Origin of the sequence: Methylococcus capsulatus (assembly GCF_036864975.1) — a bacterium.
GTDB lineage: Bacteria > Pseudomonadota > Gammaproteobacteria > Methylococcales > Methylococcaceae > Methylococcus.
The window spans coordinates 2802019-2827157 of record NZ_CP104311.1 but is presented as its reverse complement, the minus strand read 5'-3'; the positions used below and the strand labels follow the sequence as shown (position 1 = coordinate 2827157).

Below are 25139 nucleotides of genomic sequence, written 5' to 3'. Positions count from 1 at the left end.
GCGTCTCGTGCCTGCCTAACGAAATAGTTGATTAAAGTAGTATGGATTTATAGCACAAAGGCAATCTGGTGCAATAGGAGTAAATTAGAAAATTAAAGCACTTTTGTCTTGTCCGCTCAACGACGTATGGCCTCGTCGTTCAGCGTCCCGCCAACAGTCGGGCGATTCTGGAATCCTCAAAGGCTTTGCTGTCACCTGGGAGTTCACAGGATTTCAGCCATTCGGCCGCGGTTTCGGCGAGTTGTTCGCTGCGGCGCCCGAGGTCTTCCAGCGATTGGGACACGCCGATCCCGATTTCGTCCAGGCCGGCTTCGAGGCCCGCGCGGATTCCACGCAGGGCGGCCCGTTCCGTAGACGGTTTGAGGGCCCGGTACGACAGATAGGGCAACAGCCATGCTAAGACGATCAAAAGGGCGCTGTGGATGGCGAAATCGACGCCCAGGTAACCCAGATGCTCGGTGCTGCTACGGTAATAGAACGTCACCACGTTGAACGTGACCCAGCCGGCTGCCGCCAGCGGGAGGAACAAGGAGAGTATCCGGCACAGGCGATAAAGCACCCGCTGCAGCCGGTTCCCAGGTCTGGAGAGTGCGCGACGCAGGTGTTCCTCGACCCGTTTGCCGACCGTAGCGGAAGCACCGGTTGCTAACGGTGCCAGTGCCTGCTGCAAGGGCTGCCGCGGCAGTTTTCGGTCGTCTGCGTCGACGGCCAGGGTCGCGAGAGCGTCTTCCCAACGCTGTTGTGCCCACGGGTCCCAGACGGCGTTGACGGCCGGGCCATCCCCTCCGGCGGCGGGTTCGGGCGGCGCCAGCGACTTGAGCCGGCCGGCCAGGAATTCCGCCGCGGCCCGCTCCGTGACCCAGGCGAGACCCCGTTGGACCTCAGTCGCAGCCTCTTCCCATTGTGCCACCCAGCGGGTACGCAGTGCCTCCCAAGCCGGGCGTTGCTCCAGGCGCGCCTCGACTGCGGCGAGACGGTTTTGCAGTTGCCGGGTCCGACAGGCCAGCGCCTGGGCATCGATTTGATCGACCAGATGTTTGTCTGCCAGTTCTTCGATCAGCCGTTCCAAAGCCGCGAAATCGTCCACCGCGGCGGGCGCCCCGTCGTCGCTGGCGCATTGGGTGCGGAACAGGAAGGGCTCGGCAAAACCGCCGTTTTTCAGCAGTGCGAGGAAATCCTGGATCTGCAAGGGGTCGCCGTGGTCCCACTGGTTCATGACGAAGGCCCAGGCGTGGGTGCCGCGCTGCTCCATTAACATTGCCCAGCCGCAGTCGTCGCGATAGCGCTCGGGACTGACCACATAGATCAGGAGGTCGATATGTGGGAGCCAGCGCAGCGCCAGTTCCCGGTTGGCGGGCTCGGCGCTGTCGATGTCCGGCATGTCGACCCAGACCAATCGGCGCAAGGCGTCGTTATGGTGACGGGCCAGCCGGACCCGGTCCAGGGGGAGACCTGGGGGAAAGCGGTCGAGCCGCACCGATTCATGGGCATAGAGTGAGACTTCGCGCGAGGTTGGCCGTTCGACGCTCACCCTGGCGATCGCCGCGCCGGCGAGGCGGTTCAACAGCGAGCTTTTGCCGACACCGGTTCCGCCAAAAAAGCCGATCACCAGTGGACGGTGGAGGCTACCGTCGAACAGGGTACCCGGCCTGGTGTCGTCCTGGGCGGTGAAGGGCTCGATATCCTCACGGCTGAGCCAACCGGCGTGCGCCAGCGCCTGGACCCAGGTGAAAACCTCGCTGCGGAGGATCGAATATTCCTGTTGATTCATGATTGCTCAGGGGGCAACGGCGAGTTCCCGCTCCGCTGCCTCGATGGTGTCGACGGGGATGAAGAAACCGGTGTCATGAGCCATGTCTTCTGGCAAACGGAGTAAGGTCGCCGCGAGGTGATCGTTGAACAAGTCACTCACGGCGGTGGCCTGGCGTCTTTTCAGATCCTCGGCGGCCCGCTGGACGTAATGGCCCAGGGCACTCTCGGTCAGTAGCGAGGTGAGCGACAGGATGGCCGGGGCGATCACAAAATCCTGCAAGCCGATTCCCCCGGTGTGCAATCCGACCGCAAGCGCCGCGGCGTCGGTGGTGACGCGGGTGGCTCTGAGACTGTTGAGCACCGCCGGATGTTCCCGCAGACGGTCGTACAGCGCATGCGCGGTCTTTTCGACTTCCGGCTCGAACTCCCGGGCGTAGGCCGAGGCGGCGTGGGAGAAACGGCCGACCGCACCCGCTTGCTTCTGGCCGAGCTCGCGCCCCAGCGCCAGCCACCAGGGCCGTGTTTCCGTCGCGTTCTCGGCGATCTCGGCCACTTCCTGGCGCAGCGTGAGCATGACGTGCAAGGCGATCTGCTGGAGCACCGACTGCTCGTTACCCAGACTGGCGGCATCGGGTCGCCAGCGCCGTCCGAGCTGGCCGAGCTGCCTGACCGGCCAGGTCATGATCCGTCGCATCTGCGTCAACAGACGGGCGACGCCGGGGATCTCCAGCAGGGTCAGGAGTTCGGCCAGCGCGCGCTGGAAGGTCTCGTAATGGTGGGGATGATCGAGATAGTCGCGGCGGTAGATCCGATTCGCCGTGACCATCGCTCGGCCGACCAGGGCACGCCACTCCTGTTCGGCGTTCTGCTCCAGGCGGACCGGCGCGAGCCAGCTTTCCCAATTCGCCCGCAGGAATCGTATGAGTCCCAGGGTCTGGCGCGACCGGTCCGTTTGCCGGAGCAGGGTCCGGGCGGCCTCCACCAGGGCGTCCACACCGGGAGGTTCGAGAGCGTCCGCAGTCAGATAGGGCAGGGCGATTATGGGGGGCGTGGCGTCACCTCGCACGTGGCGCCACTTGCCGGTCAGCGATCGCACCACCGTCTCCACGGCTGCGGCAGGCGTCTTGTTCAGACAGATGAAGCTGGGGATGCCGAGGGGCTCGATCATCGCCAGCAGCTCCCAGACCGATTGGTCGGCATACTTGTCCTTGCTGAGCACGCAGACCAAAAGGTCGGAGAGCGCGATGGCCCGGAGCAAGCCGCCCCGGTATCGTTCGGAATCGATTGAATCGAAATCCGGTGTGTCCCAGACGGTGACGGGACAGCCCAGCCGGGGCAGGCCGGCATGTTCCGCCTCGAAACCGAAAAACCGGAAATCCTCGGCGGGCAGATCGGCAATGCGTCTCGCCTGCAGAGGCTCGAAGTAGCGGTACAGTGCAGTCACGGCCTCCCTCTCGGCACCGTAGGCGAATCCTTGCGGATGCCGCGTGAATCCCGCCAAGGGGCTTGCCACGGCGGCATTCTCGCCCACGAGCCAGTTAATCACCGAGCTCTTGCCGGCCTGGGTCGGGCCGATCACGGTGATTTGGGGCAGCGTCGCGTCCGAGGTGAGCCAGCGCAGCCGCAGGTTCGCCAGCTGGAGCGAGTACAGGTTCCGGCGATGGTCAGCGGGCCGTGCCGCGCCGGTTTTCGCCAGATGACCGTCCTTGCGCACGTAACACTTTTCCAGCCTGGCAAGAAATTGCCTAAGCGCTGGGCCACAAGGACCGTCGCCGGTGCTCACTTGCAAGGCATTACGAACAGGGCCGCCCCTCTGCATCAAGAGAGGCTCCGCGATGTGGCATTCAAAGGGGCGGGGCCGGCTGTTTCCGGGTTTCGATAGGCTGGACTGGAATACATGAGCGGTGAGGTGGTGAGGGTGGGAGAGGGAGAATGCGGGCTTCGTGTTTTGCGAATTTTAACGCGTTTGAGCGCGGTCAGCGGTTTTCGCGCAGCAGCACGTCCTTCGCCTGATTGATCTTGGCCGCGAGATAATCCGATCCGCCCCGGTCGGGGTGCAGTTTCTGCATCAACCGCCGGTGGGCTTCGACGATGGCCTCACGCTGCGCTCCCTCCCTCAATCCCAGGATAGCCAGGGCTTCGCCCCGGCTCATTTGGCCCGAAGGCGATGGTCCGGCCGCCGAGCCTTCCGCTCCACCGCCGGCCCGCCAGGCGCCTCCGACCACGCGATCCATGTAGGCTCCCAATAAGCGGGCGGATTCGGCATCGGCCCGTAGCAGTTCGGCATGGAGTTCCTGCAAATCCTCAAGGCTCAAATCATAGAGCTGACGGCCGGCCTGGCGCCCGGCGAGCACTTCACCACCGATTTCCCCCGTGGTCCGATTCATGCGCATCCGCAGAAACGGCGTTTCCACGACGGCGTCTCCCTCGGCATCGGAGGTTCGCCGACGCCACATCCGCTGCAGGACGGGCAGCAGGGAAATCAATCCGGGCAACAGCCGCAGCAAGGCCGCTAGCAAAGCACCTGCAAGTGGTACGACCCAGCCGAGCCGGCCGGTGGCGGCCAGTACCACGATCAGAAGCAGAACGAGCCATGGCGCGATGCGCCGAAGTTCCCCGGCCAGAGCGGGGCGCATGGCGCGCAGCAAAGCCGCCAGCGCCGGTGCGACGAGTAGCAGGATGAGAAGCAGGAGGACGACCTGGATCAAGGCTGACGCAGTTGGCCGGTCAATTCGGCTATCTCGGCATTGCCGTGTTCCGGCAATGCCTGCATCGAGTCGATGCCACCTGTGGCATAGGCGGCCGCAGCCCGGAGTAGACGGGCAAGGCGATCCGGGCTGGCGGCATCGAAGCGGGCATAGGCGCCGCCGCTCGATCGAGCAATCTTGCGGAAAACGGCTTCCACTCCCGGCTCATCGCCTTCCTGGAACATAAATATGCGAACCCCGTGCAGCCCGAGTTCTCCGGCCAAGCCGCAGAGCACCGCTCCGTCCTCTTCCAGGGCATCGCCGACGAACACAAGAGCGTTCACCGGTTGCCGTCGGTGTTCCGCCAGCGTATGGCACAGTATCCGGTTCAGCTGGGTATAGCCGCTGACGCAGCCGATGCGCTCCATTTGCCGCCGCAGCGGCGCGGCCTCGGTATGCCAGGGCAGCGCTTCGAAGCGGTCGAATCCTTGATAATAGCAGACCTGTATGGCCAGCCGGCCGGTTTGCGCTGCGGCTTCGAACATCCGGGCCTGGAGGTGGGCGGCCTGTCTCCAGGTGGGTTCGCGGCTCGCCGTGGCATCGAGGGCAAAGATCAGGCGGCCGGGGACCAATACCGGTTTGAGCTGCCGAACCGCGGCCATCTCGGCCAAAAAGGCATCGACGACGGCCATGCCTCGTTGGGTCGCTGGATGCTCTTCGTTCATGTCGAACCTGCCATTCGCGGATGTTTTCTCGTCATGCGCGACAGTGTAGCGGAGACGCTGCCAGGCTTCGAATCCTGGCCGGAACTGTCCTCCTTGTTCGAAGATGGGGCGGCATGGTAACGTGCGCGTACCCTGGGAAGGGGAGACTTGATCCCAAAGAGGAGGTAATAACGAATGTCTAACGAAAACAATAGCGAAGGATCTGCAAAAGCAAATATTTTAGATACGCTCAAGGCCAATCCGAAAGCACTGTACGCGATCGGCGGAGCCGTGGTTGTGATTCTGCTCGCCCTGGCCATGGGCGGTGGCGGGAGCGGAGAAGTCCAGGTCAAGACTGCGGTCCAGGTCGGTCAGACGGTGGTGGTGTCCAATCCCAACGTGGGCGACTCCCAGCTGACCGCGGCGCCCGGGCTAATGAACGTGGCGTCGGGGGAGGAAGAAAATGATGAGCAGAAAATCTGCGTGGTCAAGTCGGGTACCCGCGCAACGGTGGAAGAAGAATCGATCGTGGGCGCTTTGCCGTTCGTGAAGCTCAAGATCCTGGACGGGGCCTGCGAAGGCAAGAGCGGCTGGACTTCCAAGGTCAACGTGTCTGCGAATTGATGATCACTGGCGATGGGCCGGGGATTGACCTTCCCATCGCCGGCACCGCAGATCCCTTTTCTCAGGGAAGGTCGCGCAGGACGTCGTTGGGGCTCGTATTAACGACCCGGCGTACACTCCATCGCCCTGCCACCCCTACTGTGATAGCGCCTAGGCAAGGGGCGGCCAGCCATAGCCAAGGGTGGGCCTGTGGTGTGAGATTCATCATTCTGGAAAACACCACGGCGCCGACCAGTTCGGTGCAGGCGGCGGCAAGAATGCCGGCGAGAAACCCCAGGCTGGCAAATTCGATCCACTGACTGCTTTTCAAAAGCGGTGTGTCCGCGCCGATGGCCCGTAACAGGGCGTCGTCCCGTAGCCGTCCCTCCGCCGTGGCGTGCACCGCCCCGAAGAGAACGGTGAAACCGGCGACCGTCGCGAAGCCCAAAACGACCTGGACCGCCAGCGTCACTTGCTGCAGGATCGATTGAAACTGTTTCAGCAAGGCATCGACATCCAGGAGCGTGATCGCCGGGAACGCCTTGACCAGGGCATTGAGCATGGTGGTCTGTTCCGAAGGAACGTGAAAGCTGGTCATATACGTGCGCGGCTGGCCCTGCAGACTGCCAGGGGAGAATATCATGTAAAAGTTCGGGGTCATAGCGTCCCAGGAAACGTTGCGTATGCTTTCGACCGTCGCCGGCACCGGAGTGCCGGCCACATCGAACGTAAGCCGCGCGCCGATTCGGATGCCCAGTTCAGCGGCGAGCTTCTCCTCCACCGAAACCCGTTGGGGCGCACCCGACCACCAGGACCCCTGAACGAGGCGATTGCCGGCAGGCAGCGCCTCGCTCCAGGTCAGACTGAGGTCCCGTTCGACGGCAGCTTCGGCCTGCGAATCCTTCGGGGCGAGCTTCCGCGCATCTGTCCCGTCCACCGTTACCAGACGTCCTCGAACGATGGGATAGATCTCGCTGCTTTCGATCGAGTCGGCCTCAAGCATTTGCCGAAATCGGTCCAGTTCAGTCTCCTGCAGATTGAGCGCGAAAAAGTTGGGTGCATTGTCCGGCAGTTGCCGTTTCCATTCGGATACGAGCTCCTTCTGGACGACGTGGCTGATCAGCATGGCGGCCATGGCCAGCCCGAACCCCATGATCTGAAACGAGGCGAGACGGCGCCGGCGCAGCAGGCTGTGCACGCCGAGACGCCAGACCAGAGGACGCTGGCGCAACAGCGCTGGCAGCGCGCGCAACATACCGCCGAGGCACAGGTGGAAGCCCGCCAGTGCCGCCGTGCCCCCAGCGAGGACGAGCCCCACCAGCACGGGATCTTGGGCGGCACGCAGCAACAGGGCGCCCAGGGCCAGGATGGCAAACCCAAGGCTCAGCCAGACGCTGGGCGGAGTCGGGCCGAGATCGCGCCGCAACACCCGCAGAGGCGGCACACGCATCAGGCCCAGCAGTGGTGGGACGGCAAATCCCGCGAGGACGATCAGTCCCATTAGCGGCGCGGTCAGCAAGCTCTCTAGGCCCGGCTGGGTCAGGCCACGGGGCAGGAGTCCAGCGACCGAGCGGGCAATGCCGGCCTGGACGAAATAACCGAGGGCGCTGCCGAGCAGCGCGCCGGGCAGGCTCACGATCATCAGGACGAAGACATGGATCGTCAGGATGTCGTTCCTCTCCGCTCCCATACATTTGAGCAAGGCGGTCATGTCGGAATGACGCTCGGTATAACGCCGGGCGCTCATACCGATCGCCACACCTGCGATCAACACGACCATCACACTGGTCATGCCGAGGTAACGTTCGGCGCGGCTCAATGCCGTGCCGACTTCGGGGCGATCCTCGTGCACGTCCAACAGCCGCTCGCCATGCTGCAGCCGGGGTTTGAGCCAACTCTTGAACCGCCTCACGGCGGTGTCCTCCCCGGCGAACATGTCGTAGTGGTGCACCCGGCTGCCGGGCTGAATGATCCGGGTGACCGGCAGATCGCCGAGGTTCATGATCACGCGCGGCGAGAGGCTGTAAAGGTCTCCGCGCCGGTCCGGCTCATGCGTGAGGAGCCGTGCGATGCGAAACTGCGCGCTGCCGACCGTGAGCGAAGCACCGAGCGTGAGGTCCAGGGTACCCAGCACCCGCGATTCGACCCACACGGTACCCAGGGGCGGAATGCCTCCTGCCGGCTTATCCTCCGCCGCCTCCGCATCCCGGGTGCGGAGCTCGCCGCGCAAGGGGTAGGCGGGGCTCACCGCCTTGACCCCTGTCAGCAAGATCTGGTCGTTTTCCATAAGCACACTGGGGAATTCCACGCTGGCCGCGTGCTTCAAGCCCAGAATCTCCGCTTGCCGAATCCACTCCGGCGGGATCTGGCGATGGCTGGCCAGCGTGAGGTCGCCGGCGATGAACTCCGCCGCATGATCGACCATGGTGCGGGCCAGCCGGTCGCTGAACAACCGGGTCGCGGCGGTGGCGGCTACGGCGATCACCAGGGCCGAGAGCAGAACGCCAAGTTCACCGCTCCGCCAGTCACGCCTGGCAAGCCGCCAGGCCAGGAGGAAGTAGCGGCCGGCGCTCATGATTCGAGGATCCGTCCGGCCTCCAGCCGGATCAGGCGGTTGCAACGCGAGGCGAGCCGGGCGTCGTGCGTCACCAGAACCAGCGTCGTGCAATGCTCGTGGTTGAGATCGAACAGCATATCGATGACGGTCTGGCTGGTACGGTCGTCGAGGTTCCCGGTTGGCTCGTCGGCGAAGAGGATCGCCGGTACCGTCACGAAGGCGCGGGCGAGGGCCACTCGCTGCTGTTCCCCGCCGGAAAGCTGGCGGGGATAATGCCCCAAGCGATGCTGGAGTCCGACCCGAGTCAGTAGCCGCCGGGCACGGTCCTGGGCTTCCTCGAGACGGCCAGTCAGTTCCAGTGGCAGCATGACGTTTTCCAGGGCAGTGAAGCTCGGCAAAAGCTGGAACGACTGGAATACGAAACCGATGCGCTCGGCTCTCAGCCGTGCCAAAGCGTCTTCGTCCAATTGTGAAAGGCGGTGGCCAGCAAGCTCGATTTCGCCTGCGGACGGCCTGTCGAGGCCGGCGAGTAGGCCGAGCAGGGTCGATTTGCCGGAACCGGAGGTACCGACGATTCCGACACTCTCGCCCGGTTTGATCGCCAGGTCCACACCTGTCAAGATATCGAGCCTTTCACCGGCGTTCACGACCCACTTGTCCACTTGTCTCGCCATGATCAAAGCGCGCGCGCTCTCCGGCCCGGCATTGTTGCTGTTCTTATCCATTATGTTCGGTTTCATCTCGGGGTTCCCCTCTGCGGCGGATTCCGCAGATGCAGGTTCGGTGCTCATCCTGGGCGACAGCCTCAGTGCCGGCTATGGTCTCTCGGACAGCCGCCAAGGGTGGGTGGCATTACTGCAGGAAAGATTGCGGCCGCGGAACATCACCGTGGTCAACGCCAGCATTCCCGGTGATACCAGTGCCGGCGGAGTAGCCCGCCTGCCTGCGGCGCTGGCAGCGCACCATCCCAGGATCGTGATCCTGGAACTCGGCGCCAACGATGGCCTGCGCGGCCTGCCTCCGGCGGCGTTGAAAGCCAACCTCGGCGCCATGATCGATGAAGCGCGATTGGCCGGGGCAGAGGTCCTGCTTTTGGGCATGAAACTTCCACCGAATTACGGCTTCCGCTATGCGGACGCCTTCGAACGGGTGTACCAGGAACTCGCCGGAGAGAAACAGGTTCAGCTTCTACCATTTTTTCTCGACGGGGTAGGGGGTAATGAACACCTATTACAGTCCGATGGCCTGCACCCGAACGCCGAAGCGCAACCCATTCTGATGAAAAACGTGCTTGACAAGCTCGAGCCACTCCTGACTTCGATCAAACGACCATGACGACAGAAGAACTCATTGCCCGCGTACGGCAAGGCGAACGCATCGCCTTCACCGACACCGTCGATGCGATCGATTCGGCCTATTATTTTACTCCGACCGAATTTCGCAACGGACTGGGGAACGACGTCGTGATCAATCCGGCCGGTATCAATTCGGGTTCATGCAAGATTTTTGGTTTCGCCCACTTGCATGGGCTGTCGGTCGCTGAAACCCTCGCATTGTTCGGCGACTATTACTGGGAAGACGTGCTCGGTCATCCGGACGGCGACGATCATCGCAACATCCGGACTTTCATGAAATACGGCTGGGAGGGGATCGACTTTCCGGAAGAAAGTCCTCTGGCACCGCGCTGAGCCGCTAACCGTGCCCGGAATGGCGGCTGAGAGCCGACAGCGTGGCACCGCGCCGGCCGCCGTTTTTCCGGAATGTTACCGGTTTTGTGCCGTCGAGACAGGAGGCCAGCGCCGCGGCGCTTTCGACCGGCAGCAGGACATCGTAGCGTCTTTTGGGCGGTTGCACGCCGGGTTTGAGGGCAGGGTTCATCTTGAAAAATTCCTGCTCAGGGAGTCCTGAGCCAGCGACGACCTCGGCCACACGCACCTTCGAATCGACTTCCACCCTCGTTAGGTAGGGCTTGTTCTGGATTTTCCTGAGCTTCAGGCCATAACCTTCCGGATGGGCGATGATGCTGGACAAGGCCAGTATACGAGGCACGTAGGCTCGGGTTTCGGCCGGCAGATCGAGCGTCCAGAAGCTGCCATCGCGGCCGGCTTTGAGACTGGCCGCGACCGCCCGTTGCACCGCCCCCTCGCCGGCATTATAGGCAGCCAAGGCCAGCAGCCAGTCGCCGTTGAAAACGGTGCCGAGATGTTTCAGGTACGACAGGGCCGCGGACGTCGAGGCAGGTATGTCGTAACGGCCATCATAGTTTTCGTCCACGGTGAGTCCGTGTTCCTCGCCCGTGCTGCGCACGATCTGCCACAGGCCGGCGGCATCGCGGGGGGAAACCGCCAAGGGATCGAATGCACTTTCGACCATGGGGACGACAAGCACGTCCATGGGCAACCCTTTGCGCTCGATTTCGCTTGCCAGATAATGCAGAAAAGGTTCTCCCCGCCGTGCAAGCGCATCGAGATGCGCCGGATTGTGTCTGAAGGATTCGATTTCGGCATCCACCGCTTCATGCCGAATGTCGCCCAGAACCAGCTTTTGCCTGATATGCTGCCATAAGCCGTCTTTCCCCGGCGGGCCGGAAACCGCCCTGGCCAGACGCAGATCGGCCGTCGCCCTGGTTTTTCGTCTCTTGGTTGCCGTAGCCATGGCCGTTTCAGAGTCTTCTCCCACCGGCAGATCTCCGTTCCACATGCGGCTCGCCAGCCGGTCCTGCAGCAGCGCCAGGTCCGACGGCAGCCGAAGATAAGACGGGTCGACCGGCTTCCCCGGCGGCAATTTGACATCGCGATGCGCTACCGAATGCTGATTGGCTGGCGGCGGAGTATGAGCACAGGCTGCCAGGAGCGGTGGAAAAGTCAGCGTACCAATCAATCGCGTCGCTCTTCGCAGTAGCGAAGACCGACACTTTTGCCTGCCATTGAGAAGGGCATGCGGGGATAATCGCTCGGGCATAAACTTATGAATATACGACAGAAATGGTTGATCCCTATCTTATTTGGTTTCAGATTCTGCCTCAAACACCACTCCGTGGCAAGTCTCTATCCCACAGGCGAGCGGCGCTTACTGATTTTTCTTCATCCGCCGGATTTCAAGGGGGGCTGCCCGAGCCGCAGTCGATACCTTGTCATATACCTCGTCGAATGCTAGCTTGCATAACGGCAATTTGTCGCGCAGACGATCATAGCCGGTATGATCGAACATTCGCCGGAAATCAGAGCGGCTCAAAGCCGTTTTCGCATATAGCGCCTGATATCCGTGATGCTGCAGGACGAATTGCTCAAGCGAGCTGAGCACGTCCCTGGCATCTATGTCTTTCTTTTTCAGGGTGCCGTAAGCGCCGATGTCCACGAACAGCTCGTCCTCGATGCCGTTTTCGTCGCGGAAGGGGCGAACGAACCCGATATTCTCGCCGCTGCGCCAGATCGACATGGGGGACAGCCAGAGAGGATAGAGTGCTGTATGCTCGTCAAAATATTCGATGGATTTCCTCAGATATCGTATAGGTATCAGCATGTCCTGAATCATCTGGTGGCGATCCCTCAGATCTCTGGTGGTTTCCGTTTCCGTATACTTCAGCAGCTCGATACGTGGAGGCAGCGCCCAGCCCAACAGAGCCCGAAACAGCGGATGATTACCGGAGGGGATAATGTCTTTCATCATCCAGAAATAGCTTCTTGTATGCCTATGAAAGTAATCCTCTAAAGGAATGTATTCGACGCTGCTCGAGTTCGACCGGAGGCGATTCTCCACATGCTTGAAGAACCAGGGTTTATACCACCGGTTTATGGGATTGACAGGGCCGTCGTGTCCTGCCATGTCTGTCAGTCTGCCGGACATGATGACGGCCGTGTCCCTACTGTATACGATCCCTTCCACGAAATCGTTGTCGGCGTTCCTGGCCTCGGACTCAAACAGCTTCGTCATTTCGCTCAAAGAAAATATGGGCTGGTAACGCAGTCTTACATATTTTTTGGCAGGCATTATTTTAAGTTCTGCGGCCACAAGAAAACCGAGTGTACCATGACTCCATGGAATCTGATGAAACAGCTCTGGATTTTCGGAGCGACTGCAGGGAACCAAATCCCCATCAGCTGTTACGATCTCGAAAGATTCACATATGTGTTGAAAAAGGCCGTATCTATGACTGCTGGTTTCAATGCCGAACCCCATGATCAGGCCGCCCACAGTCAAATCATTCAGCTCGGGAACCACAGGAAGCATCCATCCCTCAGCCCTCAGGGTTGAGGATAACTGTCCCATTGTGACCAGAGGTTCGACCCTCACGACACGCCGGATCGCATCGATTTCAAGAATATCATATAAATCAAGATGGATTTTTCTGTAAGAATATTTATATCTTGGGATGAGTTCGCTCATGCTTTTCCATCCCGAACGACCAGTACATAATTTTTCTTTGCATCCTTGTTCTTTCCATAGCTCGATTTGCCTGATCACGCGCTGGACCTTTTCATCATGCCTAGCCGGCGCAGTCCGCCAGAAAAACATGATGCGGTTTCTCAGATTGACATAGGCGCTATAAATGACTGATATAGGTAACAAGAACAGCGTGGCAAAAATACCGCGATGGTAGGTTAATATATATTCGAGCATGCCGAAATAAATGTTGACGGGTATCAGTAAATTGTTCTTGACATAAGTCCCGGCTCTGCCGGTCGACTCAGCGGCGTGACCTGTGCGGCGGTCATTGTGACCTTGAAACCTCGATCGCGAGGCCGAATGTCATCTGGACAGAGTACCAGAGTCTTCTCGGCACGCGAGGAGGCATTTCGAGGGCGAGAGCACGGTTCGGCTTGCCCGGATGTCTGGGATTGTGAGGAGTTCCAGCGGTGGGAATGTCCGGGCGACTCGCATGGCGGCGCGATTCACGATGCATCTGAACCTCTGCCCGTTGCAGGTCGCACATTAGTGCGCATAATGTATATTATGTAAAATATAGGGTCACGCTCATCGGCGGCTTGCCAATAGCGCGGCAAGCCTTGTTTGATGGGTGAGCAGCACGGGGAAAGTGTGATTTGGTGGTGGCGGGCGGAATCGAACCGCCGACCTAGGGGTTATGAATCCCTCGCTCTAACCAACTGAGCTACGCCACCATCGATGATGTGTCCGCCCGCCGAAAGCGCGGGACGGCTTGTTGCCAGAAGGGCTGCGTGACACGCGCCCCGGAAGTGAAGGCGCGCATTATCATTTTCGGTCACCCCCGTGTCAAGAGCGCTTCGTGATTGAAGAATGTCTGACTGCTGTGGCATGATTGTCCTCTTTCCTGAGGGGATGGATCAGTGTCGAGGTTCGTCCTGTCCCCGCCCACACCTCTACGAATAAGAGCAATATCCAAATCCTAAACTCAAGGTGAATTTGATGCCTGGTCGCAACCATCTTTACGTTCCCGGCCCGACGAATATCCCGGATGCCGTTCTCAGCGCGATGCACGTACCGATGGAGGACCATCGGCGGCCCGACTTCCCCTCCCTTGTGACGCCGCTGTTGGAGAATCTGAAAAAGATATTCCGGACGGAAGCAGGACAGTGCTTCATCTTTCCGGCCACGGGAACCGCGGGTTGGGAAATCGCCCTTTCGAATACACTCTCTCCCGGCGACAAAGTGCTGTCCTACCGTTTTGGGCAGTTCAGCCATCTGTGGATCGATTTGGCCAGACGTCTTGGCCTTGAAGTCGAATACGAGGAGGTGCCGTGGGGCCAGGGGGTGCCGCTGGACAGACTGGAGGCGCGCCTTAAAGCCGATACCGCCCACGAAATCAAGGCGGTGTTGATCTGCCACAATGAGACTGCGACCGGTGTCACCAACGACCTTCCGGCCGTACGCAAGGCCATCGATGCCGCCGGCCACCCTGCTCTGTTCTATGTGGATGGCGTGAGTTCCATCGGCTCCCTGGACTTCCGCATGGATGAATGGGGCATCGATATCGGTGTGGCCGGTTCCCAGAAAGGCTTCATGTTGCCGGCCGGTCTGGCACTGGTGGGCTTCAGCCAAAAGGCGCTCAAGGCGCGCGAGTCCGCGCAGTGCAGGCGCGCGTTCCTGGACATCAACGACCACATCATCCATAACGCCGGCGGTTTCTTCCCGTACACGCCTTCGATCCCGTTGCTGTATGGCTTGCGCAAGTCGCTGGAATTGCTGCTCGAGGAAGGACTGGAAAACGTTTACGCCCGCCACGCCCGCTTGGCGGAAGGCGTCCGCCGGGCGGTAGCCGCCTGGGGACTCAAGCTCTGCGCCCAGGATTCGAAATGGTATTCGAATACCGTCTCGGCTGTCGTCGTGCCGCCGGAGTTTGATGCGCGTGACGTGATCCACACGGCTTACTACCGCTACAACCTGTCGCTGGGTGCGGGTCTGAGCGAGGTGTCGGGTAAGGTATTCCGCATCGGTCACTTGGGGGATCTCAACGAATTGAGCCTGGCCAGTGCCATCGTAGGTTCGGAAATGGCCATGCGGGATGTGGGTATCCCCGTGATGCCGGGCAGCGGCATCGCCGCGGCCAGTACTTATTGGCGAGAGACCGCTCCGGCAATCCAGCCCCGGATTTGATCCGCCTGGCCTTGCAGCGGTACGGATCGCCGCTGCGGGCAAGATCCCATCGGAGCGCGCCGTCCGGCGCGCCCTCCCCTTTCTGGAGCTGCAGTCATGAGCAAACCCAAAATACTGGTGACGCGGCGCTGGCCGGAATCTTGTGAAAGCAGACTCCGGGAGTCGTTCGACGTCGTTTTCAACACCGATGATCATCCCATGAGCCGGGATGAGCTGAAGGCAGCTCTGCGTGATTATGATGCGGTGCTGCCCACGGTCACCGATACCCTCGATGCCGATGTGCTGGGTGTGGAGCCGCTGCGCTGCAAGATCCTCGGCAATTTCGGGGTGGGCTTTAACCATATCGACATCGAAGCCGCCAGGCGGCGCGGCATCACCGTCACCAACACTCCGGACGTGCTGACCGACTGTACCGCCGATATCGCGATGCTGCTCATGCTCGAAGTCGCCCGCCGGGGCGGCGAAGGTGAGCGGGAGGTCCGTAGTGGCCGATGGGCGGGGTGGCGCCCCACCCACATGCTCGGTACCAAGGTGACCGGCAAGACCTTGGGACTCGTCGGCTTCGGACGGATTGCCCGCGCCATGGCGAAAAAGGCCCATTTTGGATTCGACATGCCCGTCATTTTTTACGATCCCTTTCCGCCGCCTCAGGACCTGATCGATGCCCTTGGTGCCGAGCAATGTGGTACGCTGGAGGAGGTGCTGGAACGCGCCGATTTCGTCGCACTCCACTGCCCAGGCAGTAAAGAAAACCGGCATTTGATCAATACCGAGCGTTTGGCGCGAATGAAACCGCATGCCTATCTCATCAATACCGCCCGCGGCGATGTGGTCGACAGTGAAGCGCTGATCGACGCCTTGCGAAACCGGCGTATCCGGGGTGCGGGCCTGGATGTTTACGAAGGCGAACCCAGACTGAATCCGGGTTTTCTCGAATTCGACAACGTCGTATTGTTCCCTCATCTGGGCAGTGCCACGGAGGAGACGAGAGTCGCGATGGGTATGCGTGTCATCGACAACATCGCTGCGTTTTTCGAAGGGCGTCCACCGAGGGACAAAGTAGCCTGATTGCGGGCAATGGTTGCCGATCCGTCCATGTTGTGGCCCGCCTGGATATTGCCGGAGGATGTCTTTCGGTCGATCTGGGAGCGGGTCCGGCCGGTTTTCCTGGCCTCGATGGGCCAGCAGCGCATACCCTTCACGCTTGCCGAACCCTTGGCGAGAGTCTATTTGCCGCTGGCGGCTTGGGTTGTGGCGCACAAAAAGGACGGCCCTTTCGTACTCGGCGTCAACGGTGCGCAAGGCTCCGGCAAGTCGACACTGTGCGAATTCCTGGCTTTGATTCTGCGCGAGGGCTATGGGTGTAAAGTTGCCGGTTTCTCGCTCGATGATATCTACAAAACGAGATCGGAACGGGAGCGGCTGGCGCGGGAAGTGCATCCACTCCTGGTGACGCGGGGTGTTCCCGGCACTCACGACGTCGGCCTGGGATTGCAGACGCTCGATCGTCTAACGACGGCCGGGCCGGAAATCGCCGTGGCTTTGCCGGCGTTCGACAAGTCGATCGACGACCGATGTCCGATGTCGGCCTGGCCGCAGACCTCCGCCCCGGTCGATATCGTCATTTTTGAAGGCTGGTGCGTCGGTTGCCTTCCTCAATCCGGTGAGCATCTGGTCCGTCCGATCAATGCGCTGGAGGCCGGGGAGGACGCCGACGGTAGCTGGCGGACCTATGTCAACGAACAGCTCGGCGGACCTTACGCGGAATTATTCGGCCGGCTGGACAGGCTGATCATGTTGAAGGTCCCCGACATGGAATGCGTATACCAGTGGCGAAGTTTGCAGGAGCGTAAGCTCGCAGCAGCAATTGGCAACGGCTCCTCGGGGCACCGCCTGATGGATGAGACGGCGCTGCGGCGTTTCATCATGCATTACGAGCGCCTCACCCGGCACATGCTGGCGGAAATGCCTGCGCGCGCCGACGTCACGCTGTTTCTCGACGAAAATCATGGTTTCGCCCGCGTTCACATCAACGAATGATCATGCCCCCATCGTCGTCCAAGCTGTTTGCCAGCCTACAATATCTGCTCCCGCAACACGGCCTTTCACGGCTCATGCACAGGGTGGTGCGTATTCGCCGACCATGGTTCAAGAACGCCATGATCCGGACCTTCTGCAAGCTCTATCGGGTCGATCTCACGGAGTCGATTTGCACTTCGCCGGATTCATTCGAGTGCTTCAACTCGTTTTTCACACGCGCACTCAAACCTGGTGTGAGACCGATCTGCAGCGAGCCCGATGGCATTGCTTGTCCCGCGGACGGTGTAATAAGTCAGATCGGCGCCATTGAAGGCAGGCGGCTGTTCCAAGCCAAAGGACACTGCTTCGAACTGGCCGAACTGCTCGGCGGCGATGACTGCCGCACGGCGAAATTCGAAAACGGCAGCTTTGCCACTGTCTATCTTTCGCCCCGTGATTACCATCGTGTCCATCTTCCAGTGGCCGGCACTCTGGCGGCCATGGTGCATGTGCCAGGCGCCCTGTTCAGCGTCAACGTCGCGACGACGGAAAACATCCCAAATCTCTTTGCGCGAAACGAACGGGTGATCTGTTATTTCGATACTGTCGCGGGACCGATGGCGGTTATTCTAGTTGGAGCGATTTTCGTGTCGAGCATCGAGACCGTCTGGTATGGCGAGGTTACACCGCCTCGCTCAAAGACGATCCGGCGGTGGGATTATTCAGGACAAGGTCTCAGTTTTGAGCGCGGCGCTGAAATCGGCCGCTTCAACATGGGATCGACGGTGATCGTTCTTTTCGGCGCCGGCCATGCGTGTTGGCGGCCCGAGATTGAAGCCGGGCTCTCTGTCAAGATGGGTATGTCGCTGGGGTCTTACCGGTGAAGCCGACATCCGAACCGGATGGCTGGATGGTTTCCCAAGCGCGGCAGGTCGGACAGTGCCAATGCAGCTCACAGCATTCATAGCCGCACTGGATGCAGCCGTACCCGGGATGCTGGGCCGCAAGGCTGTCGAGAGCGGTCAGGCAGCGACGCAGGACCGACATGCAAGTGCTGTCGAGACAGGTGACCGATCCGGCATAATGCAGCGTGCGGCGGATCAAGTTCAGGCTGGACCGCTCGGACAGCAGCCCCGTCAGATAGCTCGCAGCCGCCTGTGCCCCTTCCCGTTGCGCCAGTTCGTCGGCCAGAAGTATGGCGGCCGCCTCCGTACGATAACGCTGATAGACATAGTCGAGATAGGTCAGATACCCGTCCATGTCCCGAAGATTGGCATGGCAGAGCCGCAATTGCCCTATGACCTCCGAGAGAAAGGCGGGATTCTGGAATTCCACCGACCGTAGCAGGACACCCGCTTCCGCCCATTGCTGCCGTTGCAGCGCGAGTCGTGATTTCAGGAGGGTCGCCCGGACGCAGCGCGGATCTTCGGCCAGGGCCTGCTGCAGATGGGTCTGTGCTGCGACCGTTTCTCCCCGGGCGATCGCCGACTCGGCCTGCTCGCATAGGAGGTGAGCCAAAGTGGCGTTGCGCTGGCCGGCGCCGAGTTTCTTGAGTGATCGGGCGCATTCGGCTGCCCTCACCCAATCCTTTTCACTCTGGTAGATCGCCAGCATTTGCTGGAGCGAAGCCTTGCCGTGTGAAGCACTCGCCGTCAAACCCGCGAAGACGTTTTCGGCCCGATCCAACAATCCCGCGCTGAGATAATCCATGCCCAGTTCGAAACGAATGGCGTGGAGCTGCTCGTCCGACAACTGGGGCTGGGAATGGAGGCGTTCATGCAGTTCGATCGCCTTGGAAAGCTCTCCGCTCCTGCGTAACAGACTGCCGAGAGCCAACTGCAACTCCAAGCTCTTGGCGCTGGAATCAGCGATCTGTCTGAGCAGCTGAAAAGCCTCATCGGCTTTGGCTCCGATGGCTGTATCGGTGGGGGGTTGATAGGCCCGTCGGAGGCCGTCTTTCAGTCCATCCGATCGGTTTCGTCCGTGGTGTCTGGATGCTGCATACCAGCCCGAAGCCGCGGCCACCGGAAGAAGCAGGGCCAACAGTTCGAGCATAAAGCCGTCTGGCATTCCAGCACCTCCACGATCGGCCTGGGGAGGACGGTGGCAAGAAATTACCCGCCGAAAAAGGCGTTATTCCTTGATCGAATTGACCCGGTCGCGTAACTCCTTGCCGGGTTTGAAATGAGGAACGCGCCTGGACGGCAGATGAACGGACTCGCCGGTCTTGGGATTCCGGCCGATCCTGGGGGGGCGATGGTGCAGGGAGAAGCTGCCGAACCCTCTGATTTCGATGCGCTCGCCGCCGGCCAGTGCTTCACTCATGTAGCCGATCATCTCCTTGATGGCATGCTCGATGTCCCGGGGAGACAAATGCGGGTACTTTCCGGCCAGGGATTCGATCAATTCCGATTTAGTCATGTCGATTTCCAGGTTCCAAAAAGCGAACCGGAAGGGGCCTCATGGCCCCCTCCGCCGGGAAAAACCTGAGCGATCAGCGGTTTTCCATCTGTTCCTTGAAGATGTCGCCGAGGGTCGGCGTGCCGGCTGCCTGATGCGAGTAGTCTTTGATCGCGGCCGCTTCCTCGTCCTGGTCCTTGGACTTGATCGACAGTGAGATCGATTTGGTCTTCTTGTCGACGCCGATGAACTTGGCTTCGATTTCCTCACCCACGCTCAGCAATGCCCGTGCGTCTTCGACCCGATCACGCTGGATTTCGGAGGCGCGCAGATAACCTTCCACGTTGTCCGCCAGAGTGATGACCGCACCCTTGGCATCCACTTCCTTCACTATGCCGCGCACGATCGAACCTTTGTCGTGAGCTGCCAGGAAGTTCTGGAACGGGTCCTGCTCTAGTTGCTTGATGCCCAGCGAGATGCGTTCGCGTTCGGGATCGATCGCCAGGATGACGGTTTCCAGCACGTCGCCTTTCTTGAACTGGCGGATGGCTTCCTCGCCCGGCACGGACCACGAAATGTCGGAGAGATGTACCAGCCCGTCGATGTTGCCGTCGAGGCCGATGAAAATACCGAAATCGGTGATCGACTTGATCGTGCCGCTGATCTTCTCGCCCTTCTTGTGCGTCGCAGCGAACTCATCCCAGGGATTCTGCCGGCACTGCTTCATGCCCAAGGAGATGCGGCGGCGCTCCTCGTCGATGTCGAGGACCATGACCTCGACTTCCTCGCCGAGCTGGACGACCTTGGCCGGGTTGACGTTCTTGTTGGTCCAGTCCATTTCCGAGACGTGGACCAGACCCTCGACACCCTCTTCCAGCTCGACGAAGCAGCCGTAATCAGTGATGTTGCTGACTTTCCCGAACAAGCGGGTACCGGCAGGATAGCGGCGGGCGATGTTGACCCACGGGTCTTCGCCGAGCTGTTTGAGGCCCAGCGACACGCGGTTCTTTTCCTGATCGTACTTGAGCACCTTGACCTGCAGCTCCTGACCGATCTGGACCGCTTCAGACGGATGGCGTACCCGCTTCCAGGCCATGTCGGTGATGTGGAGCAGGCCGTCGATACCGCCTAGGTCGATGAACGCGCCGTAATCCGTGAGATTCTTGACCACGCCAGTGACGACGGCGCCTTCCTTGAGGCTCTCCATCAGCGCTTCCTTCTCGGCGCTGAACTCGGATTCGACCACCGCACGGCGCGACAGCACCACGTTGTTACGCTTCTGATCGATCTTGATGACCTTGAATTCCAGGTCCCGCCCTTCCAGGAAGGTGGTATCTCGCACGGGACGGACGTCCACCAGGGAGCCGGGCAGAAACGCCCGCAGGGCGCCGATCGCCACGGTGAAGCCGCCGCGGACCTTGCCGACGATACGGCCGACGACAGTCTCGTTGTTTTCGAAAGCTTTCTCCAGGTCATCCCAGGCCTTGAGCTTTTTGGCTTTGTCACGGGACAGCAAGGTCGCGCCCAGACCGTCCTCCACCATGTCCAATGCGACCTCGACCTGATCGCCCACCTGGACTTCCAGTTGGCCATCGGCATTGAGGAATTGCCATTTCGGGATGACGCCTTCGGATTTCAGTCCGGCATTGACGACGACCGCGTCGTTGCCGATATCGACGACGGTGCCGGTGATGATGCTGCCCGCACGCATCTCGGCTTTCGCCAGACTTTCTTCAAACAGTTCTGCAAAGCTTTCGCCCATGATCGATGATTCCAGCGTCCGAGGTATTGAAATCGGACGAATGTTGGTTGAGTTGGTTGATGATCGTGCCCGCTCGCTGCGGAACACACCCTACGTACTGTATTGGCCTCGGGATTTCAGTGCGATGTCACCACCGAAAGGCAAGCCTCGATCACTTCATCGACGGTCAAATCCGATGAATCGATCACGACGGCATCCTCTGCGGCTCGAAGCGGGGCAGTTTGCCGCTCCCGGTCGCGCCGGTCGCGCTCCTCTATCTCTTCGGTCAAGTGCGCTAGGCTAACATCGATGCCTTTTTCTTTCAACTGGTTATAGCGCCGGAGCGCCCGAACCTCCGCGCTAGCGGTAAGAAAAATCTTGTACGGTGCGTCCGGGAAAACCACCGTTCCCATGTCGCGGCCGTCTGCCACCAGCCCCGGCAGACGGCGGAAGCTGCGCTGCTTGTCGAGCAAGGCCCGGCGCACTGCTGGAAATGCCGCCATTTTCGAAGCCAGGTTACCGCATTCCTCGGTGAGGATACGCCTGCCGATATCGTTGTTCCACAACAGGATACGCGGCGCCGGACCCGCCTCGAAAACGAGATCCATCGATTCTGCGAGTGCCTCCAGCGCCGCTTCGTCCTCCCAGGAGACCCTCCGGTCCATGGCCGCGACCGCCAATGCTCGGTAGATCGCCCCGCTGTCCAGAAAGTTCCAGCCGAGCCTGGCTGCGACCGCGCGGGCCGTGGTGCCCTTGCCGGCGCCGCTGGGGCCATCGATGGTGAGAACGGGAATGGTGTCCTGCATATCGGTTCAGTTGACCTCGATGTCCAAACCCAGGGTCCACGCCAGTTCGACGAAGTTGGGAAAAGAAGTCGCCACATTGGCGCAATCGTGAATCTCGATGGGATCGGAAGCGCGCAATGCTGCGATCGAAAATGACATGGCGATGCGGTGATCGCCGCGCGAATCGACTGTGCCGCCCTGGAGGCTGCCGCCTTGGATGACCATGCCATCGGGGGTCGGGTGGGCCTCGATACCCAGCGCGGTCAGTCCGTCGGCCATGACCTGGATACGGTCGCTTTCCTTGACCCGCAGTTCCTCGGCCCCGCTCAGCACGGTTTCACCCTTGGCGCAGGCCGCCGCGACGAACAGGGCCGGGAATTCGTCGATGGCCAGCGGCACGGTATGCTCGGGAATGCGGATGCCATGCAGTTCACGATGACGGATGCGGAGGTCCGCCACCGGTTCACCACCAACTTCGCGAGGGTCGAGTATCTCAATGTCGGCACCCATTGCCCGAAGGATTTCGACAACGCCGGTACGCGTGGGGTTGATTCCGACGTGACGCAGAAACACATCGGAGCCTGGGCTGATCGCGGCACCGACCATGAAAAAAGCCGCCGACGAGATGTCAGCCGGCACGTCTATGTGGGTGGCAGACAGTTTGCCGCCGGACTCGATGCAAACGCGATTGCCGTGCCGAGCCACCGGATAGCCGAAACCGGCCAGCATGCGTTCGGTGTGGTCGCGGGTCGGTGCGGGCTCGGTAACGCAGGTTCTGCCTTCGGCATAGAGGCCGGCCAGCAGCAGACAGGATTTCACTTGGGCGCTGGCGACGGGCATTTCGTAAGCAATACCTTTCAGCTTGGTCCCACCGCTGATGTATAGCGGGGCGGTGCCGGCTTCAGTGGTATCGATCCGTGCGCCCATGGCCCGCAACGGTTCGGTCACCCGACGCATCGGCCGGCGTACCAGCGATGAATCGCCGGTCAGCGTCACATCGAATGCCTGGCCGGCCAGCAGTCCGCTCAAGAGGCGCATCGACGTCCCGGAATTACCGAGATCCAGAGGCGCGGTGGGCGGCTTCAGGCCGTGCAGGCCTACGCCGTGGATACGCAACCGGCCTTCCGACGGACCTTCGATTGCAACACCCATCGCCCGGAATGCCGCCATAGTCGCCAGACAGTCCTCGGCCTGGAGGAAGCCGCTCACCTCGGTCACGCCTTCGGCGAGCGAACCCAGCATCACTGACCGGTGGGAGATGGACTTGTCGCCCGGCACCCGGATGTCGCCCCGCATTCGTCCGCCGGGCTTGGCGGTGAATACCACGTCTTTGTCATGCATGATTGTTTTCCGTCAACTGTAGAAATTTTTCGCGGGCGGACCTGGCTTCGCTGAAGCAGGCGTAGAGGCGCCCGGCGTCGTCGCTGCGGATCAGTGCCGCCACCTCGCGCAGCGCCGTTTCGTATTCGCCCAGGAGCTGCAGTAGCGGCTCCCGGTTGGCCCGGCAGATGTCCAGCCACATCCGGGGATCGCTGGAGGCGATACGGGTGAAATCACGAAAACCGCCGGCGGCGTAGCGGAAGATTTCCGCCTGCTCGTCTTTGCGGCCGAGCATACGCGCGAGCGTGAAGGCCAGCACGTGGGGTAGATGGCTGGTCGCTGCCAGCACCTCGTCGTGACGTCCGGCTTCCATTTGCTCCACCTTTGCGCCCAGATACGTCCAGAACTCTTCCACTCGTGCCAGCGCTTCGGGCGCACTGTCCGGCAAGGGCGTCAGGATGACGCGTTTACCTTCGAACAATCCCGAGTCGGCGGCTTCCACCCCACTGCGCTCGGCACCGGCGATCGGGTGGCCAGGGATGAAATTGCCTGGCACCTTGCCGAACACGCGCCGGGCAGCTTCAATCACGTTACCCTTGGTGCTGCCGACATCGGTGTACACGCAATCCGACCGCCATACCGGCTGCAGCCCTCGGAACAACGGCTCGATAGCGCCGACGGGTGTCGCGATGAGCACGAAATCGGCCGTTTCCGCGCCCTGCTCCGGATGGTCACAGCCGCGATCGATGACCCCCAGGGCTTCCGCCTGCTCCAGGTTGTCCGAATCGGCATCGACGCCGATGATTTCACCGAACAATCCTCGGGCGCGCCGGGCAGCCGAACCGCCGATCAGGCCGACGCCGATGACGCAGAGCCGCCGGCTCATGAACCCAACACGCGATCCAAGGCGGCGAAGAAAATGTCGATTTCTTCCGTAGTGCCGACCGTAACCCGGAGATGGTTCGGCAGGCCGTAATTTCCCACGGGACGCACGATGACCCCTTCACGCAGGAGGGCGTCGAAAACCGGAGCTGCCGGCCTGCCCAGATCGAAGCTGAGGAAATTGCCGGCGGAAGGGATAAAATCGAGGCACCGCTTCCGGAAACCGGCTTCCAGCCGGCGCAGGCCGGCATCGTTTGCCTGCACCGTGGCTTCCAGAAAGCCAGTATCTTCCAGGGCAGCGGTCGCGGCGGCCAGTCCCAGGGCGTTGACGTTGAACGGCTGTCTGGCCCGGTTCAGTAGGTCGGCGACCTCCCTTCCGGAAACCGCATACCCCACCCTAAGGCCTGCCAGCCCGTAGGCCTTGGAGAACGTGCGGGTGACGATCAGACCGGGAAACTCCTCCAGCCAATCCAACGCGTTCGGATGGTCAGGGGAATTTGCATACTCGAAATAGGCCTCGTCCACGACCGCGATGACATGCTCGGGCAGCGCCGCCAGAAAAGAATGCAGCTCACACCGGCCGAGCAGCGTCCCGGTCGGGTTGTTCGGATTGGCGATGAAGACGACGCGGGTATCGGGGTCGACCCGCTCCAGCATGGCCTGCAGGTCATGGCCGAAGCGCGGACCCCGGCTGCCGTCGTGAGCCGGGGCCGGCTTTCCCGTCGCCCCCGCAGTCTGGGTCGCGATCGGATAGACAGCGAAGGCATGTTCGGAATACACCGCATTGCGTCCTGGCGCGAGAAACACCCGCGCCACCAGATCAAGCACGTCATTGGAGCCGTTGCCGAGGACGATCTGCGCCGGCTCGACGCCCAGTTTTTGCGCCAGCGCGGCCTTCAGTTCGAAACCGTTACCGTCGGGATAGAGATGGCTAGCGCCGAGTATCCGCCGCACGACTTCCAGCGCCTTGGGGCTCGCGCCCAGAGGATTCTCATTGGAGGCCAGTTTGACGATGCGCTCCAGTGCGAACTCCCGTTCCAGCTCGCCGATGGGCTTGCCGGGCTGATAGGGCGTGAGTCCGCGAATGCCGGGGACCGCGAGTGTAGTGATGTTCAT

Annotated in this window: 22 protein-coding genes and 1 tRNA gene; 7 read left to right on the top strand and 16 right to left on the bottom strand. The window is 61.1% G+C overall.

Annotation, left to right across the window (positions count from 1 at the left end):
- Positions 1 to 139: 139 nt before the first annotated feature.
- From N4J17_RS13800 to N4J17_RS13785, 4 genes are all read right to left on the bottom strand, one after another.
- Complete coding sequence (locus N4J17_RS13800) at positions 140 to 1771, bottom strand: GTPase (RefSeq protein WP_198321995.1); 1632 nt, start codon at positions 1769 to 1771, stop codon at positions 140 to 142.
- A 6-nt stretch (positions 1772 to 1777) separates the two neighbouring features.
- Positions 1778 to 3466 carry a GTPase domain-containing protein gene (locus tag N4J17_RS13795; RefSeq protein WP_198321994.1) on the bottom strand — a complete coding sequence of 563 codons (1689 nt, stop codon included), beginning with the start codon at positions 3464 to 3466 and terminating at the stop codon, positions 1778 to 1780.
- 262 nt (positions 3467 to 3728) lie between these two features.
- Positions 3729 to 4460: a molecular chaperone DnaJ gene (locus N4J17_RS13790; RefSeq protein WP_232470264.1), complete on the bottom strand. Its 732-nt coding sequence runs from the start codon at positions 4458 to 4460 to the stop codon at positions 3729 to 3731.
- Complete coding sequence (locus N4J17_RS13785) at positions 4457 to 5164, bottom strand: hypothetical protein (RefSeq protein WP_198321993.1); 708 nt, start codon at positions 5162 to 5164, stop codon at positions 4457 to 4459. Before N4J17_RS13785 ends, N4J17_RS13790 begins: the two co-directional genes overlap by 4 nt.
- 174 nt (positions 5165 to 5338) lie before the next feature.
- Between N4J17_RS13785 and N4J17_RS13780 the strand changes: the two genes are divergently transcribed.
- Positions 5339 to 5767 carry a hypothetical protein gene (locus N4J17_RS13780; protein ID WP_198321992.1) on the top strand — a complete coding sequence of 143 codons (429 nt, stop codon included), beginning with the start codon at positions 5339 to 5341 and terminating at the stop codon, positions 5765 to 5767.
- 61 nt (positions 5768 to 5828) lie between these two features.
- Here the strand turns inward: N4J17_RS13780 and N4J17_RS13775 are convergent, their stop codons facing one another.
- Both N4J17_RS13775 and N4J17_RS13770 read right to left on the bottom strand, forming a co-directional pair.
- On the bottom strand, positions 5829 to 8321 hold the full coding sequence (locus N4J17_RS13775) for an ABC transporter permease (protein ID WP_198321991.1): 2493 nt from the start codon (positions 8319 to 8321) through the stop codon (positions 5829 to 5831).
- On the bottom strand, positions 8318 to 9028 hold the full coding sequence (locus tag N4J17_RS13770) for an ABC transporter ATP-binding protein (RefSeq protein ID WP_305076275.1): 711 nt from the start codon (positions 9026 to 9028) through the stop codon (positions 8318 to 8320). The genes N4J17_RS13775 and N4J17_RS13770 overlap by 4 nt, the downstream gene beginning before the upstream one ends.
- Position 9029: 1 nt before the next feature.
- Between N4J17_RS13770 and N4J17_RS13765 the strand changes: the two genes are divergently transcribed.
- Both N4J17_RS13765 and N4J17_RS13760 read left to right on the top strand, forming a co-directional pair.
- Entirely contained in the window at positions 9030 to 9638 is a 609-nt protein-coding gene (locus N4J17_RS13765) for an arylesterase (protein ID WP_277458225.1), read from the top strand.
- The gene (locus N4J17_RS13760; protein WP_198321988.1) at positions 9635 to 9991 is read left to right on the top strand and encodes a HopJ type III effector protein; all 357 of its coding nucleotides are present in this window, start codon (positions 9635 to 9637) and stop codon (positions 9989 to 9991) included. Before N4J17_RS13765 ends, N4J17_RS13760 begins: the two co-directional genes overlap by 4 nt.
- Before the next feature lie 4 nt (positions 9992 to 9995).
- Here N4J17_RS13760 and N4J17_RS13755 read toward each other — a convergent pair whose 3' ends face one another.
- The 3 genes from N4J17_RS13755 to N4J17_RS13745 all read right to left on the bottom strand — a co-directional run bounded on the left by N4J17_RS13755 (position 9996) and on the right by N4J17_RS13745 (position 13423).
- The gene (locus N4J17_RS13755; RefSeq protein WP_277458223.1) at positions 9996 to 11087 is read right to left on the bottom strand and encodes a transglycosylase SLT domain-containing protein; all 1092 of its coding nucleotides are present in this window, start codon (positions 11085 to 11087) and stop codon (positions 9996 to 9998) included.
- Positions 11088 to 11372: 285 nt separating this feature from the next.
- On the bottom strand, positions 11373 to 12923 hold the full coding sequence (locus N4J17_RS13750; RefSeq protein WP_232470262.1) for an FAD-binding oxidoreductase: 1551 nt from the start codon (positions 12921 to 12923) through the stop codon (positions 11373 to 11375).
- A 423-nt stretch (positions 12924 to 13346) separates the two neighbouring features.
- Positions 13347 to 13423 (bottom strand) — tRNA-Met (locus N4J17_RS13745).
- 265 nt (positions 13424 to 13688) lie between these two features.
- Here N4J17_RS13745 and N4J17_RS13740 point away from each other — a divergent pair.
- The 4 genes from N4J17_RS13740 to asd all read left to right on the top strand — a co-directional run bounded on the left by N4J17_RS13740 (position 13689) and on the right by asd (position 17779).
- Positions 13689 to 14876: an aminotransferase class V-fold PLP-dependent enzyme gene (locus N4J17_RS13740; protein WP_198321987.1), complete on the top strand. Its 1188-nt coding sequence runs from the start codon at positions 13689 to 13691 to the stop codon at positions 14874 to 14876.
- 96 nt (positions 14877 to 14972) lie between these two features.
- On the top strand, positions 14973 to 15944 hold the full coding sequence (locus N4J17_RS13735; protein WP_198321986.1) for a 2-hydroxyacid dehydrogenase: 972 nt from the start codon (positions 14973 to 14975) through the stop codon (positions 15942 to 15944).
- 27 nt (positions 15945 to 15971) lie between these two features.
- The gene (locus N4J17_RS13730; RefSeq protein WP_232470261.1) at positions 15972 to 16916 is read left to right on the top strand and encodes a hypothetical protein; all 945 of its coding nucleotides are present in this window, start codon (positions 15972 to 15974) and stop codon (positions 16914 to 16916) included.
- Positions 16913 to 17779, top strand: a complete 867-nt coding sequence (asd, locus tag N4J17_RS13725; protein ID WP_198321985.1) for an archaetidylserine decarboxylase — start codon at positions 16913 to 16915, stop codon at positions 17777 to 17779. The genes N4J17_RS13730 and asd overlap by 4 nt, the downstream gene beginning before the upstream one ends.
- On the opposite strand, the gene lapB is transcribed toward asd, so the two are convergent.
- The 7 genes from lapB to hisC form a co-directional block, all read right to left on the bottom strand.
- Positions 17745 to 18965, bottom strand: a complete 1221-nt coding sequence (gene lapB / locus N4J17_RS13720) for a lipopolysaccharide assembly protein LapB (protein ID WP_198321984.1) — start codon at positions 18963 to 18965, stop codon at positions 17745 to 17747. The genes asd and lapB overlap by 35 nt on opposite strands.
- Before the next feature lie 63 nt (positions 18966 to 19028).
- A complete protein-coding gene (locus N4J17_RS13715) occupies positions 19029 to 19316 on the bottom strand; it encodes an integration host factor subunit beta (protein ID WP_198321983.1) in 288 nt (95 codons plus the stop codon).
- Between the two features lie 73 nt (positions 19317 to 19389).
- Complete coding sequence (gene rpsA, locus N4J17_RS13710) at positions 19390 to 21057, bottom strand: 30S ribosomal protein S1 (RefSeq protein ID WP_198321982.1); 1668 nt, start codon at positions 21055 to 21057, stop codon at positions 19390 to 19392.
- A gap of 116 nt (positions 21058 to 21173) precedes the next feature.
- The gene (gene cmk, locus N4J17_RS13705; RefSeq protein ID WP_198321981.1) at positions 21174 to 21842 is read right to left on the bottom strand and encodes a (d)CMP kinase; all 669 of its coding nucleotides are present in this window, start codon (positions 21840 to 21842) and stop codon (positions 21174 to 21176) included.
- A gap of 6 nt (positions 21843 to 21848) precedes the next feature.
- Positions 21849 to 23162 carry a 3-phosphoshikimate 1-carboxyvinyltransferase gene (aroA, locus tag N4J17_RS13700; protein ID WP_198321980.1) on the bottom strand — a complete coding sequence of 438 codons (1314 nt, stop codon included), beginning with the start codon at positions 23160 to 23162 and terminating at the stop codon, positions 21849 to 21851.
- Positions 23155 to 24027, bottom strand: a complete 873-nt coding sequence (locus N4J17_RS13695; protein WP_198321979.1) for a prephenate dehydrogenase — start codon at positions 24025 to 24027, stop codon at positions 23155 to 23157. Before N4J17_RS13695 ends, aroA begins: the two co-directional genes overlap by 8 nt.
- Positions 24024 to 25139 carry a histidinol-phosphate transaminase gene (hisC, locus tag N4J17_RS13690; protein WP_198321978.1) on the bottom strand — a complete coding sequence of 372 codons (1116 nt, stop codon included), beginning with the start codon at positions 25137 to 25139 and terminating at the stop codon, positions 24024 to 24026. The genes N4J17_RS13695 and hisC overlap by 4 nt, the downstream gene beginning before the upstream one ends.